The organism is Chelativorans multitrophicus, assembly GCF_011317445.1.
Classification (GTDB): Bacteria; Pseudomonadota; Alphaproteobacteria; order Rhizobiales; family Rhizobiaceae; genus Chelativorans; species Chelativorans multitrophicus.
Map to the genome: position 1 here is coordinate 872,270 of NZ_JAAAPL010000001.1, position 16,886 is coordinate 889,155.

The 16,886-nt window shown below is 60.4% G+C and carries 18 protein-coding genes; 5 read left to right on the forward strand and 13 right to left on the reverse strand.

What is annotated here, in order from left to right:
- Nucleotides 1-32: 32 nt before the first annotated feature.
- Together GNP00_RS04335 and GNP00_RS04340 are read right to left on the reverse strand one after the other, a co-directional pair.
- Nucleotides 33-392: an AtpZ/AtpI family protein gene (locus GNP00_RS04335; RefSeq protein ID WP_049764650.1), complete on the reverse strand. Its 360-nt coding sequence runs from the start codon at nucleotides 390-392 to the stop codon at nucleotides 33-35.
- Between the two features lie 229 nt (nucleotides 393-621).
- Nucleotides 622-1,755 carry a cell wall hydrolase gene (locus tag GNP00_RS04340; RefSeq protein ID WP_166015730.1) on the reverse strand — a complete coding sequence of 378 codons (1,134 nt, stop codon included), beginning with the start codon at nucleotides 1,753-1,755 and terminating at the stop codon, nucleotides 622-624.
- A 283-nt stretch (nucleotides 1,756-2,038) separates the two neighbouring features.
- On the opposite strand from GNP00_RS04340, the gene GNP00_RS04345 reads away from it, so the two are divergent.
- A complete protein-coding gene (locus tag GNP00_RS04345; RefSeq protein ID WP_011580036.1) occupies nucleotides 2,039-2,545 on the forward strand; it encodes an OsmC family protein in 507 nt (168 codons plus the stop codon).
- Between the two features lie 21 nt (nucleotides 2,546-2,566).
- Here GNP00_RS04345 and der read toward each other — a convergent pair whose 3' ends face one another.
- Both der and GNP00_RS04355 read right to left on the reverse strand, forming a co-directional pair.
- Nucleotides 2,567-3,979 carry a ribosome biogenesis GTPase Der gene (gene der, locus GNP00_RS04350; RefSeq protein ID WP_011580035.1) on the reverse strand — a complete coding sequence of 471 codons (1,413 nt, stop codon included), beginning with the start codon at nucleotides 3,977-3,979 and terminating at the stop codon, nucleotides 2,567-2,569.
- Nucleotides 3,980-3,983: 4 nt separating this feature from the next.
- Nucleotides 3,984-4,655 (reverse strand): tetratricopeptide repeat protein, encoded by a 672-nt coding sequence (locus tag GNP00_RS04355; protein WP_011580034.1) that lies wholly within the window; start codon nucleotides 4,653-4,655, stop codon nucleotides 3,984-3,986.
- 330 nt (nucleotides 4,656-4,985) lie between these two features.
- Here GNP00_RS04355 and GNP00_RS04360 point away from each other — a divergent pair, with 330 nt between their 5' ends.
- A complete protein-coding gene (locus GNP00_RS04360; RefSeq protein ID WP_011580033.1) occupies nucleotides 4,986-5,978 on the forward strand; it encodes a polysaccharide deacetylase family protein in 993 nt (330 codons plus the stop codon).
- 190 nt (nucleotides 5,979-6,168) lie between these two features.
- Nucleotides 6,169-6,435: a YMGG-like glycine zipper-containing protein gene (locus GNP00_RS04365; RefSeq protein WP_011580032.1), complete on the forward strand. Its 267-nt coding sequence runs from the start codon at nucleotides 6,169-6,171 to the stop codon at nucleotides 6,433-6,435.
- 306 nt (nucleotides 6,436-6,741) lie between these two features.
- On the opposite strand, the gene GNP00_RS04370 is transcribed toward GNP00_RS04365, so the two are convergent.
- Entirely contained in the window at nucleotides 6,742-7,395 is a 654-nt protein-coding gene (locus GNP00_RS04370; protein ID WP_011580031.1) for a TerC family protein, read from the reverse strand.
- Nucleotides 7,396-7,826: 431 nt separating this feature from the next.
- On the opposite strand from GNP00_RS04370, the gene GNP00_RS04375 reads away from it, so the two are divergent.
- Both GNP00_RS04375 and GNP00_RS04380 read left to right on the forward strand, forming a co-directional pair.
- Nucleotides 7,827-8,150 (forward strand): hypothetical protein, encoded by a 324-nt coding sequence (locus GNP00_RS04375; protein ID WP_157038017.1) that lies wholly within the window; start codon nucleotides 7,827-7,829, stop codon nucleotides 8,148-8,150.
- A gap of 275 nt (nucleotides 8,151-8,425) precedes the next feature.
- Nucleotides 8,426-8,656, forward strand: a complete 231-nt coding sequence (locus GNP00_RS04380) for a hypothetical protein (protein WP_041544487.1) — start codon at nucleotides 8,426-8,428, stop codon at nucleotides 8,654-8,656.
- A 157-nt stretch (nucleotides 8,657-8,813) separates the two neighbouring features.
- On the opposite strand, the gene GNP00_RS04385 is transcribed toward GNP00_RS04380, so the two are convergent.
- From GNP00_RS04385 to dnaK, 8 genes are all read right to left on the reverse strand, one after another.
- Nucleotides 8,814-9,428: a transglutaminase-like cysteine peptidase gene (locus GNP00_RS04385; protein WP_011580029.1), complete on the reverse strand. Its 615-nt coding sequence runs from the start codon at nucleotides 9,426-9,428 to the stop codon at nucleotides 8,814-8,816.
- A 141-nt stretch (nucleotides 9,429-9,569) separates the two neighbouring features.
- Nucleotides 9,570-10,802: a polyhydroxyalkanoate depolymerase gene (locus GNP00_RS04390; protein ID WP_011580028.1), complete on the reverse strand. Its 1,233-nt coding sequence runs from the start codon at nucleotides 10,800-10,802 to the stop codon at nucleotides 9,570-9,572.
- Nucleotides 10,803-11,013: 211 nt separating this feature from the next.
- Entirely contained in the window at nucleotides 11,014-11,307 is a 294-nt protein-coding gene (locus tag GNP00_RS04395) for a DUF1330 domain-containing protein (RefSeq protein WP_011580027.1), read from the reverse strand.
- A gap of 15 nt (nucleotides 11,308-11,322) precedes the next feature.
- Entirely contained in the window at nucleotides 11,323-12,030 is a 708-nt protein-coding gene (gene pyrF / locus GNP00_RS04400; protein WP_166015732.1) for an orotidine-5'-phosphate decarboxylase, read from the reverse strand.
- A gap of 70 nt (nucleotides 12,031-12,100) precedes the next feature.
- A complete protein-coding gene (locus GNP00_RS04405) occupies nucleotides 12,101-12,694 on the reverse strand; it encodes an NADPH-dependent FMN reductase (RefSeq protein WP_011580025.1) in 594 nt (197 codons plus the stop codon).
- 53 nt (nucleotides 12,695-12,747) lie between these two features.
- The gene (gene pmtA, locus GNP00_RS04410; RefSeq protein WP_011580024.1) at nucleotides 12,748-13,356 is read right to left on the reverse strand and encodes a phospholipid N-methyltransferase PmtA; all 609 of its coding nucleotides are present in this window, start codon (nucleotides 13,354-13,356) and stop codon (nucleotides 12,748-12,750) included.
- A gap of 72 nt (nucleotides 13,357-13,428) precedes the next feature.
- The gene (gene dnaJ, locus GNP00_RS04415; RefSeq protein ID WP_011580023.1) at nucleotides 13,429-14,553 is read right to left on the reverse strand and encodes a molecular chaperone DnaJ; all 1,125 of its coding nucleotides are present in this window, start codon (nucleotides 14,551-14,553) and stop codon (nucleotides 13,429-13,431) included.
- A 254-nt stretch (nucleotides 14,554-14,807) separates the two neighbouring features.
- The gene (gene dnaK / locus GNP00_RS04420; protein ID WP_011580022.1) at nucleotides 14,808-16,718 is read right to left on the reverse strand and encodes a molecular chaperone DnaK; all 1,911 of its coding nucleotides are present in this window, start codon (nucleotides 16,716-16,718) and stop codon (nucleotides 14,808-14,810) included.
- Nucleotides 16,719-16,886 lie beyond the last annotated feature (168 nt).

Genomic DNA, 16,886 nt, shown 5'->3' on the forward strand with positions numbered 1-16,886 from the left:
CCCTCGTCCTCTACACGCGGCCGAAACGCCGCCTACTTCTTTTCCCCCGGACCGGCGTCACCCTTATTGGGCGCCTTCGATCCGAATTCAGCCATAAGCCCTGCCGAGCGCAGGACGTTAAGAACTCCCGCTCCAAAACCCAGGAGCAGGAAAATGATCATTCCCCAAGGCGCAGTGCCGGCAGTCCTGTCGATGAACCAGCCGAGGCCCGCTCCAACCACGATGCCGGCGATGAACTCGCTGGAAAGTCTCAGCGCATTCGCATAGCCGCCCGCACCGCCCGTCTTCGCGCTCCCCCCGTCGCTCGGCTCTTCCGGCCTGCGCGCAGCCAACGCCGCCTCGAGATCACGCCGCCGCCGCTCCAGATCGTCCGGCTTTTCCCGATTGGCCATCAGAGCCTCCACGCCGCTTCGCGGCCTGCGGATACCCGCCTCGAAGTCGCGCGCAACATAGTGAGAGGGCATCAAGCAGTCAAGCCGCGCAGCAGCATAGAAGGCCTGGGTTTTTCGCCCATAAAATCAATGAATTAATGCGGTGCGACAAAGCGTCTTGCCGATCAGGAGCCTGTCGGGCGGCGGAATCACGGATTTCGGCGCCCGGAATGGGCAGCCATGAGGCCTTTCAATCCCAGCCGCCGCCATAGGTCCGGTAGAAAATGTGCTGCCCGATCTTCTTCGTGCGCTCCATGAAATTGGCCCAGCGCGGGTGCACATAGGTGGCGTGATAATGGGTGGCAGTGCCAACCTCTTCAAGCCAAATCCTGCCAGCAGTAACCGCCAATGCCACGTCCTTGGCCATCTGCCAGTGCTTCGGGCTTGCAACCCGGTCCTTTATGCCATCGCAGGCGAAGGAAAACTGGCAGCGGTTGCGCCATTTCTCGTTCTGATAAACGACGCCGCAGATGCTGTTCGGATAGGTGGGATTGCGCACGCGGTTCAAAATGACCTGGGCCACGGCCGCCTGGCCGCGCACCGGCTCGCCACGCGCCTCGAAATAAACGCCGGCCGTCAGGCACTGCTGCTCCCGCTCCGAAAAGACATCCGGCGGCAGGGGCGTCCGCGCCCAAGGGTGATCGCTTTGCGGGACAGGCGGGATGAAGCGGCCCGCGTTCTCGTCCCGCAAGATGCTGGCGAAGGGTGATGCCCGCGCATAATCCGGCTCTGCCGGCGCATAGGCGCTTGCAAGGATATCGCCCTCCTCGTTGTTGACGAGTTCGGCTATGGCGGGGAGAAGGCCAAGGTCCTGCTTCTTCTTGATATAGAAGGCGGAGGCGATTTGAACCTCCTTGCCCTTGATGTCGGGATCGACAAAAGCCATCAGGGTTTCGCCGAGCGGCTCAGCCTTGAGCAGGCTCGTCTGCTCGAAAATCGTGCCCGCATTGAAAAGGCGTGGAGGGGCCATGGGCAAGGTTTTCACCAAACGCCCATGCTTGGCCTGACGATTGATATTCTTCTCGTCCGATCCCTCAGCCGCCTTGCCGCCTGTGCGAAATGCGACCTCGCCAATGCCGGGCGTGAGGCGCCCTGCGCCCGAAACAGCCGCGGCCGGTGCATCCGGGTTCAGGAACGGCATCTCGGCTTTGTGGACGGACCCAGCGACGGAACGCTCCACCACCGCCGTCCAACGCGCTTGAATATCCTGTCCAGCAACCAGGCTCACCATGTCCTGATAGGCGCCGACCGTTGGGAAGCCGAGCAAAAAGCCGATGCCCAATGCAATGGAAGGAAAACGAGAGCGTTTCTGCCCCGGCGCCATACGCCGCCCTACACCTGACGCAAACACTCGGACCCCTCTCGAAACTAAAACGCCGATTAATCCGAGACTATTTCGTTAACCTTGATCACCGGTTAACGCGGAGAGAGCCCGTGGCCGATCGGAGCACAATTCCGGCTCCGCTGCCGGAGCGACTGGATGCGCCGATCATAGACGGGTGCTTCATCGGGGAGACAGAGCGATTTACACTCCGGCCGCCATAATCCCCTCCCCCGTTCCCTCTCGCAGGCGTATGCTTTTTTTAAGCAGAGGGGAGGAGACCACCATGGATGCCGATACGCTGCGCGCCATTCAGGCGCCGATAAAGGACCGCTACCGGTCCGATCCTCAGTCCGCCACCATAACGCTGAGCGCCCGTGGCAGCCTCGACGATCAGAATATCGCTTGCAAGGTGGAGACCGGCCGGGCGCTAGCGGTCGCGGGCCTCCATCCGGCAACCGGCGGCTCGGGGATGGAGCTTTGCTCCGGCGACATGCTGCTGGAAGCACTCGTGGCATGCGCCGGCGTGACACTCAAGGCCGTAGCAACGGCGCTGGAAATACCCATTCGTTCAGGCAGCGTTTCGGCAGAAGGCGACCTCGACTTCCGCGGCACTTTGGGAGTGGCGAAGGACGCGCCGGTGGGTTTTGCGCAAATAAGGCTCACCTTCGATCTCGACACCGAGGCGCCCCAGGAAAAGCTCGATCAGCTTCTAAAGCTCACCGAGCGCTACTGCGTCGTCTACCAGACGATCCGGAACGGCCCGCCGGTTGAGATGAGGCTGCAGCGTTAGGCCGAAAAGGGCATTGGGTTGCTAAGTCCGCTTGCGCGCTTTTCCGGCATAGGGATTTTCGGATGCGCGGAGCGAAATTCTGATTGGCACGCCGAAAATGTCGAAGCTTTCGCGCAGGCCATTCACGAGATAGCGGATATAGGACTGCGGCATGGCCTCGGGGCGGGAGCAGGAAAGCACGAAGCCTGGCGGTCTCGTCTTCACCTGCGTCATATATTTCACCTTCAACCGCCTGCCTGAAACGGCCGGCGGCGGATGCTGCGTCGACGCGGCTTCCAACCAACGGTTCAACGGGCCGGTCGGCACACGCCGGTTCCAGACCACATGGGTGCTTACCGCTGCTTCCAGCAACTGATCGAGACCGCGGCCGGTTTCCGCCGAGATGGGGACCGACCGAAGACCGCGCGCCTGAGGAAGCAGCCGGTCCGTCTTCTCACGCAGCTCGGCAAGCTTTTCCTGCCGGTTCTCGATCAAATCCCATTTATTGAAGGCGATCACAGGCGCCCTGCCCTCGCGCACGATCAGATCCGCGATCTGGAGATCTTGCTTCTCGAAGGGCATGGTCGCGTCGAAAACGATGATAACCACCTCGGCGAAGCGGATGGCGCGCAGGCTCTCGCCCACGGAAAGCTTTTCGAGCTTTTCCTGCACGCGTGCCTTGCGCCGCATCCCGGCGGTATCAAACAGCTTTATTTCCCTGCCGCGCCAATGCCAGTCGACGGAAATCGAGTCGCGGGTGATCCCGGCCTCCGGTCCGGTCAGCAGGCGTTCCTCGCCGATCAACGCGTTGATGAGTGTCGATTTGCCCACGTTGGGGCGGCCGACCACCGCAATGCGAATGGGCTTGGTGGGATCGTACCGGGCCTCCTCGGAATCGGGATCGATGTCCTCACCGATCAGCACGGTCTCCTCCTCCGTGACCCTCTCCTCTTCTTCTGCCTGACCGGCAAATTCAGCAATAGCGTCGCGCAGCTCGACCATGCCCTGGCCATGCTCGGCGGAAACGGCGACAGGGTCGCCCAAACCCAGGGCAAAGGCCTCAAGCACGCCAGCATCCGTTCCCCGAACATCCGTCTTGTTGGCGACCAGGACCACGGGCTTGCCTTTGCGGCGCACCACCTCGGCAAAGGCGCGGTCATCGGGCATCAGCCCGGCCCGCGCATCGATCATGAATAGAACGAGATCAGCTTCGTCGATGGCGGTTTCGGTCTGCGCGCGCATACGCCCGGCCAGGGTGGGCGCTGCCGCCTCTTCGAGGCCGGCAGTGTCTATGACATCGAAACGCAGGTCGAGGAGACGGGCGGAATGCACCCGACGGTCGCGGGTCACGCCCGGCGTATCGTCGACAAGCGCGATCCGGCGGCCCACCAGCCTGTTGAAGAGGGTCGACTTGCCGACATTGGGCCGGCCGACAATGGCGACCTTGAAAGGCATGATACTATCCAGCTTCGCCGGTGGCGGTGCCGGAGATCAGATCCATCATCATCTCCGCGCGTTGACGAGCCCCGGCAGGCGCCTGCTCATCATCCGCAATCTCGCCGAAGAGCGAAAGAGCATTTTCGCGGTTACCTTCCTTCCATGCGGCCAATGCCATCGTCTCGCGGGCGATGTGACGCATGGGGTTTGTATCGGCGGAAAGCGTTTCTACGCGCGCGGCCACGTCGGCATAGGAACCATGGTCGACGAGGAGCAGCGCAGCGCGCAGACGCGCTACATCGCGGATCGCAGCAGGAACGGCCGCGTCGTTGGCAACTTCGTCAAACTTGGTGATGGCGCCGTCGATATCGTCGCTGTCTGCCAGCGTCGTCGCCGCCCGGAGGCGCGCCAGCACCGGATAGGCGCCTGCGCCCGAGTTTTCCAATTCCTCCAGAAGCTGGAGCGCTTCCTGGCTGTTTCCCTCTTCGGCAAGCTCGAGCGCCTGCGCGAAGCGATCGCCCGACTCATTGGCGCGCGAGGTCCACCAGTGATCATACGCCACCCAGGCGGCCATGCCGAGCACAAGCAACGCCGCCAGGCCGATTGCGATCGGCCCATAGCGGCGCCACAGCACCCTCATCTGGTCTTGGCGAAGCTCCTCGTTGACTTCGCGAATGAAACTGTTGTCGGACATTTAAACCTTTATCCCGGCCTTGGCCCCGCCCAGGCTTTTAACCGAATTTCACACACATGGAAGGGGGCGAAAGAAATCACCCGCACTTGCCCAACGGGTTTTGCAGGCTGAACACCCTCGCAGAGCTCGTATGTTTCCCTTCAGCCGGTCACGCCATGGCTGACAAGACGGGAGCATCGGTTATCCGCTTCCTCCCGTTTCGACACCTTGGCCGGGCAGGCATTGCCGCTGTTCCGCGCTCAACAAAGCTGTGCACCAAGCCGCGCAAGTCTACACCTCGCCATAATTGCTTCATACCGACAAAGTGGGTTGTTTGATCATGGTTTCGGTATGCTGTTCTTCGCACGTCTCAGCGCGCTTGCGCTTTTCTTGGCTTCTTTTCCCGCCCTTGCCGAAGATCCCCCACGCCAGCCGCAATATGTGATCATCTCCTTCGACAGCGCCTCTTTCATTACGCAGTGGGAAAGGAGCCGCGCGCTGGGCGAGCGCACCGGCGCCCATTTCACCTACTTTCTTTCCTGCGTCTATCTTCTTTCACCGGAAACGAAAGGCCTCTACCACCCGCCCGGCATGAAATCGGGCCGGTCGAACATCGGATTTGCGCCCTCTCGCGGCGATGTGGAGGCGCGGCTCAGGCAAATATGGGCGGCACGCCAGGAAGGGCACGAGATCGCGAGCCACGGCTGCGGGCACTTCGACGGCGGGAAATGGAGCGCTTCCGACTGGAACAAGGAGTTCGGCCAGTTCCGCTCGATCCTGCAGGACGCCTGGACGATTAACTCGATTGCGGGTGAACCGGATGGATGGCGGGATTTCGCCGAAAACGGCATCAAGGGCTTCCGCGCGCCCTATCTCTCAATCGGCCCGGCGCTTTCGGCCGCGCTGGCCCAAAGCGGGTTCGCCTATGACGCAAGCACCGTCTCGCGCGGGCCGGCAAAGCCGCTAAAGCAGGGCGGTCTTACCCGATTTTCCCTTCCCCTCATCCCGGAGGGTCCGGCAAAAAGGCGAGTGATCGCAATGGACTACAATTTATATGTCCGTCATTCAGGCGGATTTGAACGGCCGAGCGAAGCTTCGTTCTTCGCCGAGAGGGCCTTCGATGCGTTCCGCTCCGCTTTTGACCATGAATACGAGGGAGATCGCATTCCGCTCCAGCTCGGTTTTCATTTCACGCTCATGAACAATGGCGCCTATTGGCAGGCGCTGGAGCGCTTCGCGGAAGAGATTTGCGTGATGCCTGACGTGCGCTGCGTGAGCTATCGGCAATATCTCGACGAGACGGGCGCGCGCTCGGCCGGGCTGCGGGAGGGCATAAAAGGATGAGAGGATTCCGGCCGGCAGGCGATGAATTCGGTGATTTCCGGGATGCAACTCTTACCGGTTCATCTACCCTATTTCCAGAGAAGTGCTTGACGCGACACAAAGGAGCGTCAACCATCGCGCGCGTAGAGAACCCGGAACGAATTGCCGCGTGGCGAATTGTGCCGGTGCAATGCCATTTTGGAGAGACCCCATGAAAAAGCTCATTGTTGTGATTCCGTTCCTTCTTGCCGCTGCAGCATGTACTCCCACCCAGCAGGGCGCAGCGATTGGCGGCCTCGGCGGCGCGGCAGTCGGCGCGGCAGTTGCGGGCAACGAGGTGGAAGGCGCGGTGATCGGCGGCGCAGTTGGCGCTATTGCGGGCGCCCTGGTTGGACGCGCGGCCGAGGGTTCGAATCAGTGCATCTATCGCGACGAATATGGCCGCCGCTACACGGCCGCCTGCCCACGGGGCTACTGAGCGCCTTAATAAAAATGCCCGCATAATGGGCATGGCTTTTGCAACGTGAAGGCTGAAGCGGCTTCGTTTCAGCCTTTTCTTTTTGTCGGAAATTGCTGCTTTTCCTGGTCGCGGATAGCCGCTGCAAAGCGTTCGCGATGCTCCCTGCTAGATCACCGCGCCGATTTGCCCGGTAGGCGAACTCGTTTCCGCCATACCGAGCCGCACACCTCAAGAGGTCAAAAGCTTTACTCTTTCCCGCCATGCCGCAGCCGGTGTGCCCGACCTCATCGCGGAGGGGCGGCGCTTTCGCGCCGCCCCAACCGTTCAGCCGTTCACGTAGCCGAACACCTCGACGCCGCCGCGGTAGATCATCTCCAGCGCGACATAGAGGATGACCAGAAGGCCCACATAGGCAATCCAGCGGTGCTTTTGCAGAAGCCGGGCGATGAATGAAGCAGCAATGCCCATCAGCGCAATCGAAAGAGCCAGGCCGAAAACAAGCACATATGGATGCTCACGGGCCGCACCTGCGACGGCGAGCACGTTGTCGAGGGACATCGAGACGTCCGCTATGACGATCTGCCAGGCCGCTTGCGCAAACGTCTTGCGCGGCGCACCGCCGGCGATCGTCCCGTCCGCATTCAGATCCTTGCCTTCCAGCGCTTCCGCGCCCTCCTCCTCCTGCGCGTGGTTGGCTCGCAGCTCGCGCCACATTTTCCAGCAGACCCACAAAAGCAGGATACCACCGGCCAGCAGAAGACCGACAATCTGCAAAAGCTGCGTCGTGACGGCGGCAAAGCCGATACGCAGCAAGGTAGCGGCGATGATGCCGATAAGGATGGCTCTGGCGCGCTGCTCCTTCGGCAGGCCGGCTGCGGCCAGGCCGATGACGATGGCGTTGTCACCGGCCAGAACCAGATCGATCATTATAACTTGGAGGAAAGCGGACAGAACTTCCGCGCTGAACATTTCGCTCATTTAGCACCCAATGTTGACGAGGGCGCCCCGATTCGCGGAACTCGACATTGCCGCTCATGCAGTAATCGTGCTGCCTGGGCGAACCTTTACATCAATGTCGATGGAGCTCCATGAATATCGGGCCACCCGATTTGGACTTCCAGTCCGACATCACAGCCCGAAAGAAGCTGCCAGAGGGGCCCGGTCTGGTAAGCGACATCTAGCGAGAAGACGCACAGAACTCAAGGGCCGACAATAGGCTTGCGCGCAACAAGACATTCCTATTGCCGACTTCTTTTTCAAGCTGCGCATAAATTTAGGAAGAAGTGTTGCAAGCAAACCGTAGACAACAGTACTCCAACCCCCTAAGAGCGGATTGGGTGCCTGCGTGAAGTACAGGATCGACTGGACGCACGAAGGTAGGGCCGGTTTTGTTCAATAGTCACGGATCGATGGCCAGCTATCAAACTGCGCTCGCCTATAACCTGGAGGTCGCGAGCACTCCCTTCAGCTTCTCTTCCGATGGGGACGAGCAGGATGGATCGAAAGATCCTGTCGCGCCGGACCACGACGCGGCGGAGCGTGAGGACCTGCCTTATAGAGTGGAGCTCTGGGACGCAGCAAAACAAGCGGTGGTTCAGGTGCTTGCGGTGACCGCTAACGCCAGCATCGGCTATGCGGCTTATTTCGCCGCTACCCGTGAGCATCCGGACCGCTACATTACATTGCGCCACAAGAACAGCATCGTCTCAAGGTGGAACGGCCCCGCGCATTAGAGGGCTGTCAGGACTTGGACTGCGGAGGCTGCATTGGAGCCAAGATCGTTCCTGAATGGGAGAAAAGCGCGGCGAAGTGTGGACCACTCCCGAGCATTTTCGATGCTATCGCGGGCGATCCTGGCCCAATCCCTTGAGGGCCGCGCGCAATTCCGCCGTTTCTTCGCCGAATATGCTTCGGCATGTCCTTCCTGCTCACTCCCGGAACCGGAGGATCTGAGTTGCGGCGCAGCCCCGTCCCTAGTCCTCAACAGCGTCTAGGCAGAACTTTACCGATGTCCCGGACGTCCGTCCCGAACAACACTCCCGAAGAGCTTCCTTACCGGATCGAGCTCTGGCATGACGGCGGCCGTGAGGAGGTGGAACGGGTACTCGCGCGGGCGCTCAGTGCTCAGCTCGCGCACGCCATCTTTCAGGCGGCGAAGGGCGAGCATCCGCATCGAAGAATTACTTTGAGCACGAGTGACGAGATTCTCGCGGATTCGGCCACTCCCCCGCCGGACTGATGGCTCGGTGGCTGCAGCAGCCACGCGACTATTGAATCAACGCCCCTTGCATTTCATCACCGGCCCGGTTTTTGACCGCAGGTGCAGGGATCTGCAGCGGAGATCTCAACCGGAGCCGAAGCAGCGCGATTGCTCTGAGGCCCAGTACCTATGCGGATTATTTGTTCACAGCACCGACGAGAAGATTGTTCTCGTTACGAAGGCTCACCCACTGTCCGGTGTTGGTGGTCGCCTGCCGCTTCAGAAACAGGTAGGACGTGTGGCTCCACAGCTTCACTTCGTCGCTGAGGTTATCAAGGATGAGATCACCGCGATCCGTGCGCACCGTCAGAACAGCATGCCCTTCCCCGTCAGGCTTGCGGACGACCGTAATGAGCAGGTTGGAAAAGGAAACGCCTGCCGCATGCAGTTTGCGCCGCTTTTCAAGGACATAGTCCTCGCAATCGCCTTCGCCCTTTGCCGGATAGACCCAGACTTCTTCCTTGCCGTAAATATCAATGTCGTTGCGCGGCTTAACCGCCCGGTTCACGGCGATATTGATGGCTGATATCTTTTTCATCAGCGCATCGTTCATGAGAAGCGGCCCCCTATCGCGCGAGCGAACGGAACACTCCTTTGGGTTGGCCTGACAAAACTCGTAATGCCCGATGGGTTGCGACGTCACCGATCCGGTAGCCATGAGCCCAGCACCGACAGCGGGACTTGATCCTACGCTGACTGTAGACAGCAAAACACCTATCGCGGCGACGAGACCCGCCCGCTTAGCAGCCATAAGCCGCTCCCCATTTATTTATGCTCGTTAATCGAACGTTAAGGAACTTTAAGGGGGGGCTGTCAATTAGAAATGACTCGTTTTCCCGTTATGGTTACCAAGGCGCGCGCTTATGGAGCGGGTTTTCAACAGCGGTGTCGCTTATGCGCCACGGTTTTCATTCACGAACCGCACGATGCGCGGAAGGATCTCCTTGCGAAACCGCGAGCCATTGAAGACGCCATAATGCCCGACGGAAGGCTGGAGGTGATGATGCCGCTTGCCTGACGGAATGTTGACACAGAGATCATGGGCGGCCTTGGTCTGGCCGATCCCGGAAATGTCATCATTCTCCCCCTCGACGGTGAGCAAGGCCACGGATCGTATGGAAGCGGGATCAACTCGTTCGGAGCGATGCGTCATCTCTCCTTTGGGAAGCGCGTGGCGGATGAAGACGGTGTCGACGGTCTGCAGGTAGAATTCCGCCGTCAAATCCATCACCGCCAGATACTCGTCGTAAAATTCCCGGTGTTTCTCCGCGGAGTCGCCATCTCCCTTCACCAGATGCATGAAGAACTCCTCATGCGCGACGATGTGGCGGTCGAGATTCATGCTCATGAAGCCCGAGAGCTGAAGAAAACCCGGATAGACCGGGCGCATGAAGCCGGGATTGGGCCACGGCACCGACATGACGACGTTATCGCGAAACCACTCAATGCCGTGCTCCTGCGCGAGGCGGTTGACGGCGGTGGGGTTCCTGCGGGTATCGATGGGGCCGCCCATCAGCGTCATGGAGGACGGCAGATTGGGGTCGCCACGCGCCTCCATCAGCGCCACGGCTGCAAGGACCGGCACGGAAGGCTGACAAACCGCCATCACGCTCGCATCTGGCCCCAGCAGGTGAAACATTTCGATCAGGTAGTCGATATAATCGTCGAGATCGAAATTACCGTAGGAAAGCGGCACCATGCGGGCATCGATCCAGTCGGTGATATAGACATCGGCGTGCGGCAGCATGGCTTCCACCGTGCCGCGCAGCAATGTCGCATAATGGCCCGACATGGGCGCGACCATCAGAAGCTTCACATCCGGCTTTCGCCTGGCCGGCAGTTGCCGTTCGAAATGTAGGAGACGGCAAAAGGGCCTCGACCACACCTCCTTCTCCTGCACACGAACTTCCTTTCCATCCACCACCGTGGAGGTGATTCCGAATCCGGGCTTGCCATAACGGCGTGTGGTGCGCTCGAACATCTCCGCGGCGGCGGCGATCGACCGGCCCCATGTGGTGCTGGAGACAGGATTCAGCGGATTGGAATAAAAGAGCCTGATCGCATCGGCATAGGTGCGTGCGGGCTGCAGCGCGGCGTGATGAAGCTCGTAAAGCTGATAATACATCGCAGACCTTTCCGGCGAATGCTCAGGCGGGCAGCGGGCGCTTTGGGCAGCGTACGCGATTTAGGTGCAACGCAATAGAGTCGTGTTTGTGCGCACCGCCTTGAAATACTTGGATTCCTGAACTTATCCGACGAAAAATGTATTGCTGCGATGCAACAGAATCAAGGAATAAATCTCGGCAGGCGGCTCAAGAAACCGCGATGAGCCGCAATCAGCCGTCGAATCCTTCCACCAGGATCAATTCGGCATCGGCCACTTCCTGGCGTATGGCTTTCGCGATCTTGTATTCAGGCGAGTTGTAGCAATCCTTCGCATGCTGGAGCGAAGGAAACTCGATCACCACGTTGCGCCCCCTGCCCCTTCCCTCAACCGCTTCGTAGGCGCCACCGCGGGCCAGAAATCTTGCGCCATATTTTTCGAAAGCCGGCTTCGCCGCGGCAATGTAATCCTTGTAGCGTTCGGGGTCGCGCACATCGACATGGGCAATCCAGTAACCCTTGGGCATTCCGTCCTCCTCTCGCTAGTTTCCAACAGCGCGATGTATTTCCCGCAAAATGGCCTCGGCGGCGGATTTGGGATCATCCGCAGCGACGATCGGTCGTGCGACGACGAGATGGCTGGCGCCGGCGCGAATCGCATCGGCGGGCGTGACAACGCGCTTCTGGTCGCCGTGATCAGCACCGGCGGGCCTGATGCCTGGCGTTACCACCGCCATATCGGGACCAACCACGCTGCGCACCAAAGCGGCCTCGACCGCCGAACAGACCACGCCGCCCATGCCCGCCGCCCGCGCCTGCTCGGCACGGCGCAGCACCAGTGTCTGCGGGTCGTGTTCGTAACCCGCATCGATCAGATCCTGCGCATCCATGGATGTGAGGACGGTGACCCCAAGCAGGCACAGGCCGGAGCCTTCCGCGGCTGCCACCGCGGCGCGCATCGCTTTGGGATAGGCGTGCAAGGTGAGCATCGCCACGCCCATTCGGGCGATGTTTTCCACGCCCTTTGCCACCGTGTTGTCGATGTCGAGCAGCTTCATGTCCAGGAAGACCTGCCGGCCGGATCGGATCAGGTCGCCGGCGAAATCGAGCCCGCCCGCAAAAGCGAGCTGATAACCGATCTTGTAGAAGGACACCGTATCGCCGAGGGCACTTACCACCTTCTCGGCTTCTGCAAGGGTCGGCACGTCGAGGCCGACGATCAGGCGCCCGCGCATTTCGTCAGCCGGCATCGTTAGCTCCCCGGAAATATCTGCATCGGCTCCCAGTCGCATAAGAGCTTGCGGCTGACAATCCCCGCGCTCACCGGTCGACGCGCATTGAACGGAGCCGGGCGTGCTCTATGAGCGTGCGGCAGACCGTCGTCATCGCCTTCCTAAGCCTATCCTCGTGGAAGTCACCGTTCTCGTCGAAGGCATCGCCTCCGCGCGGCACCGAGCATTGCGGAGAGATCACCTCCGCCTGGCACTGCACAAGGACGGCCCGCAGATGATTGATCGCGCGAATACCGGCATACATGCCATTGGAGGAAGAGCAGAGCGCGGTGAGCTTACCGTTGAAGGCGCGAAAGGGGCGGCCCCGAGAATCCGCTTTCACGCGGCTCACCCAATCGATCGTGTTCTTGAGTAGCGGCGGGAGCGAACCATTGTATTCAGGCGTGGCGATGAGCACCCCGTCATGTGCGCCTATCATGTGGGCGAGTTTTACGGCATTTTCCGGCACACCCTTTTCCCGCTCCAGATCCTGATTCATAATCGGCAGGGGGTAATCGGCCAGGGAAATGCGGGTGACATCGGCGCCCTGAAGCGCCAACTCCTTCATGGCCGCGTCGGCCGTCTTCCCGCTATAGGCGCCGACGCGCGTGGATCCTGCAAAGACCAGTATTCGCGGCGTCATAACGCTCCTCAAGACGCGTGTTCGGTGCCATCTTGGCGGTTATCGGGCTTAGGTCAAGCGCGCGCGTGGCGGCGGTAGATCCACAGATGCGCCGGCGGAATGTTGCGTATGACAAAATCGAACCGCTCGACCGAATAGCTGCCTCGGCCGGCGGGCACCGGCGACAGCGCGCCGTAGGTGATCTGCACGATCGGCCGGCCTGAAGGAAGCAGGTCCAGCAGCCGCTCGATGAGTTCGATGCGCTTTCCAACGGGGAAATTGAGAAGCGGAATGGCGGAAACCACGCTGTCGAAGACGCGGCCCTTCCAGGGCGCGAGCGTGGCATCGAGGTCGAAAGCATCGCCATGGACGATGTTCACGCGCGGGAAGTCGTCGCGCAGCTTTTCCACGAAATCCAGAGAGTATTCGACCGAAACGAGGTTTTCCGGCTTTACGCCACGCTCCAGGATTGAACGCGTGATAACACCGGTGCCTGGCCCGAGCTCCAAAACCAGGTCTTCGCGCTCGGGGCGAACGATGGAGGCCATGCGCCGCGCGGTAATGCCGCTCGTGGGCACGATCGAACCCACGGCCTTCGGCTTATCAATCCAGCCGCGAAAGAAGCGCAGTTCCTCGTCAAAGCGTGAGACGATCGCCTTGCGAACGTCAAAGGGTCTTCCCATACCGGATCCTCCTTGAGCCGCCTCGGCTCCTTCCATCCCAATGGCAGGTTGCCAGCAACAGCCGCCCACCCATCATTCGCCGAAGGTTTCGAAGAAGTCCTTCATGCGCGCGAAAAAGCCCGTCGATTGCGGACTGTTCTCGCCGGAGGAAATTTTTTCGAACTCCTCAAGCAGCTCTCTTTGTCTTCTGGTGAGATTCTGTGGCGTTTCAACGGCGACCTGGATGTAAAGATCGCCGACCTGGGGTTGGCGGAGCACTGGCATGCCCTTGCCGCGCAAACGGAACTGGCGGCCGCTTTGCGTTCCTTCGGGCACTTTCACGCGTGTCTGCGTACCGTCGAGCGTCGTCACCTCAAAAGAGCCGCCGAGCGCGGCCGTCGTCATGGAGATGGGGACCTTGCAATAGAGGTCCGCCCCATCGCGCTGAAAGAATTCGTGCGGCTTGATAGAGAGGAAAATATAAAGGTCACCGGGCGGTCCACCGCGCAGTCCCGCCTCGCCCTCGCCGGCAAGCCGGATGCGCGTGCCGTCCTCGATACCTGCCGGAATATTGACCGACAGCGAACGCTCTTCCGTCAGGCGCCCCTGACCGGAGCACTTGCGGCATGGATCGTCGATGATCTGCCCGCGGCCCTGGCATTGCGGGCAGGTGCGCTCGATTGAGAAGAAGCCGCCGGTCGACGCACGCACACGGCCGGCGCCGTGGCACATCGGGCACTGCACGGGAGAAGAACCGGGCCTTGCGCCGGAACCGGCGCATTCATCGCATGTGACCGCGGTAGGAACACGGATCTGAGCGGTCTTGCCGGTAAAAGACTCCTCAAGCGTGATTTCCATATTATAGCGGAGATCAGCGCCGCGCTCGCGCCCGCCGGAACGGCGCTGCCGCGCGCCACCCATGATATCTCCGAAAATATCCTCGAAAATATCTGCGAACCCGCCGCCATTGAAGCCGCCCCGTGCGCCCATACCTTGCTCGAAGGCTGCATGACCGAAACGGTCATAGGCCGCGCGCTTTTGCGGATCGCGCAGGGTTTCGTACGCCTCGTTGATTTCCTTGAACTTCTTTTCCGCCTCCATATCCCCCGGATTGCGATCGGGATGATACTGCATGGCGAGCTTGCGGAAAGCGCTCTTCAGTTCCTTTTCATCGGCGTTTCTCGACACGCAGAGCGTCTCGTAAAAATCAGCCTTCATACAAGAGATCCCGCGTTTATTCCAAGGGCACAGCAAAGTCCCCGGTCGGTGCCCGGTATTTAGTTATTCTACTCAGCGAATGCCATAGTTCGCGGAATTTTGCCAGTGTGTGTAGCCGTACAATATCGGTATGCCTTTTCATCGTTGGGTTGCAGCGAAGGACTCACCGTCTCGAGCAACCCACGAGCCACCTCTGCAGCGCGCAAAGAAAAGCCCGGGCATGCGCCCGGGCTTCGACGTGTTCCGCGATCCGATCAGGCCGACTTCTTGTCGTCCTCGTCGATTTCTTCGAAATCGGCGTCAACCACATCATCCTTCGCGCCGCCGGTCTCCTCGGTGCCGCCCGCAGCGTTTTCCGCCTGGCTCGCCTCGTAGACGGCCTGGCCAAGCTTCATGGAAGCTTCCGCGAGCGCGGTTGTCTTGGCCCGGATCGCGTCGGCATCTTCGCCTTCGGTCGCGGTCTTAAGCTCGGCAATCGCATTCTCGATTGCCTTACGGTCATCCTCGGAGACCTTGTCTCCGTAGTCCTTGAGCGATTTCTCGGTGGAGTGGATCAGCGCCTCGGCCTGATTCTTCACCTCGACCGTCTCGCGGCGCTTCTTGTCCGCTTCAGCATTGGCCTCGGCGTCCTTCACCATCTTCTCGATCTCGGCATCGGAGAGACCACCGGAAGCCTGGATGCGGATCTGCTGCTCCTTGCCGGTGCCCTTGTCCTTGGCCGAAACGTTGACGATGCCGTTGGCGTCAATGTCAAAGGTCACTTCGATCTGCGGCATGCCGCGCGGTGCGGGCGGGATACCCACGAGGTCGAACTGGCCGAGCAGCTTGTTGTCGGCCGCCATCTCGCGCTCGCCCTGGAAGACGCGGATCGTCACCGCGTTCTGATTGTCCTCGGCGGTCGAGAAGACCTGGCTCTTCTTGGTCGGGATCGTCGTGTTGCGGTCGATGAGGCGCGTGAACACACCGCCCAGCGTCTCGATGCCCAGCGACAGCGGGGTGACATCGAGCAGCAGGACGTCCTTCACATCGCCCTGGAGCACGCCTGCCTGGATGGCAGCACCCATGGCAACCACCTCGTCCGGGTTCACGCCCTTGTGCGGCTCCTTGCCGAAGAAGTTCTTCACCGTCTCCTGCACCTTGGGCATGCGCGTCATGCCGCCCACAAGCACCACTTCGTCAATTTCGCCGGCGGAGAGGCCCGCGTCCTTGAGCGCAGCCCTGCAAGGCTCGATCGTGCGCGTGACGAGGTCCTCCACCAGGCTCTCGAACTTGGCGCGGGTGAGCTTGATCGCCAGGTGCTTCGGCCCAGTCTGATCGGCGGTGATGAAGGGCAGGTTGATTTCGGTCTGCGAGGAGGACGACAGCTCGATCTTGGCCTTCTCAGCAGCCTCTTTCAGGCGCTGAAGGGCGAGCTTGTCGTTCTTCAGGTCGATGCCCTGCTCCTTCTTGAACTCGTCGGCCAGGTAATTGACGAGCCGCATGTCGAAATCCTCGCCGCCGAGGAAAGTGTCGCCGTTGGTCGACTTCACCTCGAACACGCCGTCGCCGATCTCAAGGATCGAGATGTCGAAGGTGCCGCCGCCAAGGTCGTAGACGGCGATGGTCTTACCTTCCTTCTTGTCGAGGCCGTAGGCAAGGGCGGCCGCTGTCGGCTCATTGATGATGCGGAGCACCTCAAGGCCCGCGATTTTGCCGGCATCCTTGGTGGCCTGACGCTGGGCGTCGTTAAAATAGGCGGGAACGGTGATGACCGCTTTCTCGACCTTCTCGCCGAGATAGGATTCGGCGGTCTCCTTCATCTTCTGAAGGATCATCGCGGAAATCTGCGAGGGGGAATATTTCGTGCCATGGGATTCGACCCAGGCGTCGCCATTGTCGGCCTTTACGATCTTATAGGGGACAAGCTTCTTGTCCTTCTCGACCATCGGATCTTCGAACCGGCGGCCAATAAGGCGCTTGATTGCGAAGAAGGTGTTTTCAGGATTGGTCACCGCCTGGCGCTTGGCCGGCTGACCCACGAGGCGCTCGTCGGAATCGGTGAAGGCGACAATCGAAGGCGTGGTGCGCGCGCCTTCCGCATTCTCAATGACCTTCGCGTCCTTGCCATCCATCACGGCGACGCAGGAATTGGTGGTTCCGAGGTCGATACCGATAACTTTTGCCATTTATTCTTCTCCGCTTAGCAGACTGTCAGGACCCATCCGGCGTTCCAGGCAACAGCCCCTGTTCATTTAAAATTTGTCGGAGACGCGTCTGTCACAAAACGCAGCTCCGAAACATGCGGCGTATATAAGAACCGCAATTTTTTCGTGCAAGACAGCTTCTGCCCGTTG

Excerpts from the sequence above, each read along its gene's own strand:
- GNP00_RS04335 (WP_049764650.1), bottom strand. The coding sequence starts at position 392 with ATGGCCAATCGGGAAAAGCCGGACGATCTGGAGCGGCGGCGGCGTGAT.
- GNP00_RS04340 (WP_166015730.1), bottom strand. The coding sequence starts at position 1,755 with ATGGCGCCGGGGCAGAAACGCTCTCGTTTTCCTTCCATTGCATTGGGC.
- GNP00_RS04345 (WP_011580036.1), top strand. The coding sequence starts at position 2,039 with ATGGATGCCGATACGCTGCGCGCCATTCAGGCGCCGATAAAGGACCGC.
- der (WP_011580035.1), bottom strand. The coding sequence starts at position 3,979 with ATGCCTTTCAAGGTCGCCATTGTCGGCCGGCCCAATGTCGGCAAGTCG.
- GNP00_RS04355 (WP_011580034.1), bottom strand. The coding sequence starts at position 4,655 with ATGTCCGACAACAGTTTCATTCGCGAAGTCAACGAGGAGCTTCGCCAA.
- GNP00_RS04360 (WP_011580033.1), top strand. The coding sequence starts at position 4,986 with ATGCTGTTCTTCGCACGTCTCAGCGCGCTTGCGCTTTTCTTGGCTTCT.
- GNP00_RS04365 (WP_011580032.1), top strand. The coding sequence starts at position 6,169 with ATGAAAAAGCTCATTGTTGTGATTCCGTTCCTTCTTGCCGCTGCAGCA.
- GNP00_RS04370 (WP_011580031.1), bottom strand. The coding sequence starts at position 7,395 with ATGAGCGAAATGTTCAGCGCGGAAGTTCTGTCCGCTTTCCTCCAAGTT.
- GNP00_RS04375 (WP_157038017.1), top strand. The coding sequence starts at position 7,827 with ATGGCCAGCTATCAAACTGCGCTCGCCTATAACCTGGAGGTCGCGAGC.
- GNP00_RS04380 (WP_041544487.1), top strand. The coding sequence starts at position 8,426 with ATGTCCCGGACGTCCGTCCCGAACAACACTCCCGAAGAGCTTCCTTAC.
- GNP00_RS04385 (WP_011580029.1), bottom strand. The coding sequence starts at position 9,428 with ATGGCTGCTAAGCGGGCGGGTCTCGTCGCCGCGATAGGTGTTTTGCTG.
- GNP00_RS04390 (WP_011580028.1), bottom strand. The coding sequence starts at position 10,802 with ATGTATTATCAGCTTTACGAGCTTCATCACGCCGCGCTGCAGCCCGCA.
- GNP00_RS04395 (WP_011580027.1), bottom strand. The coding sequence starts at position 11,307 with ATGCCCAAGGGTTACTGGATTGCCCATGTCGATGTGCGCGACCCCGAA.
- pyrF (WP_166015732.1), bottom strand. The coding sequence starts at position 12,030 with ATGCCGGCTGACGAAATGCGCGGGCGCCTGATCGTCGGCCTCGACGTG.
- GNP00_RS04405 (WP_011580025.1), bottom strand. The coding sequence starts at position 12,694 with ATGACGCCGCGAATACTGGTCTTTGCAGGATCCACGCGCGTCGGCGCC.
- pmtA (WP_011580024.1), bottom strand. The coding sequence starts at position 13,356 with ATGGGAAGACCCTTTGACGTTCGCAAGGCGATCGTCTCACGCTTTGAC.
- dnaJ (WP_011580023.1), bottom strand. The coding sequence starts at position 14,553 with ATGAAGGCTGATTTTTACGAGACGCTCTGCGTGTCGAGAAACGCCGAT.
- dnaK (WP_011580022.1), bottom strand. The coding sequence starts at position 16,718 with ATGGCAAAAGTTATCGGTATCGACCTCGGAACCACCAATTCCTGCGTC.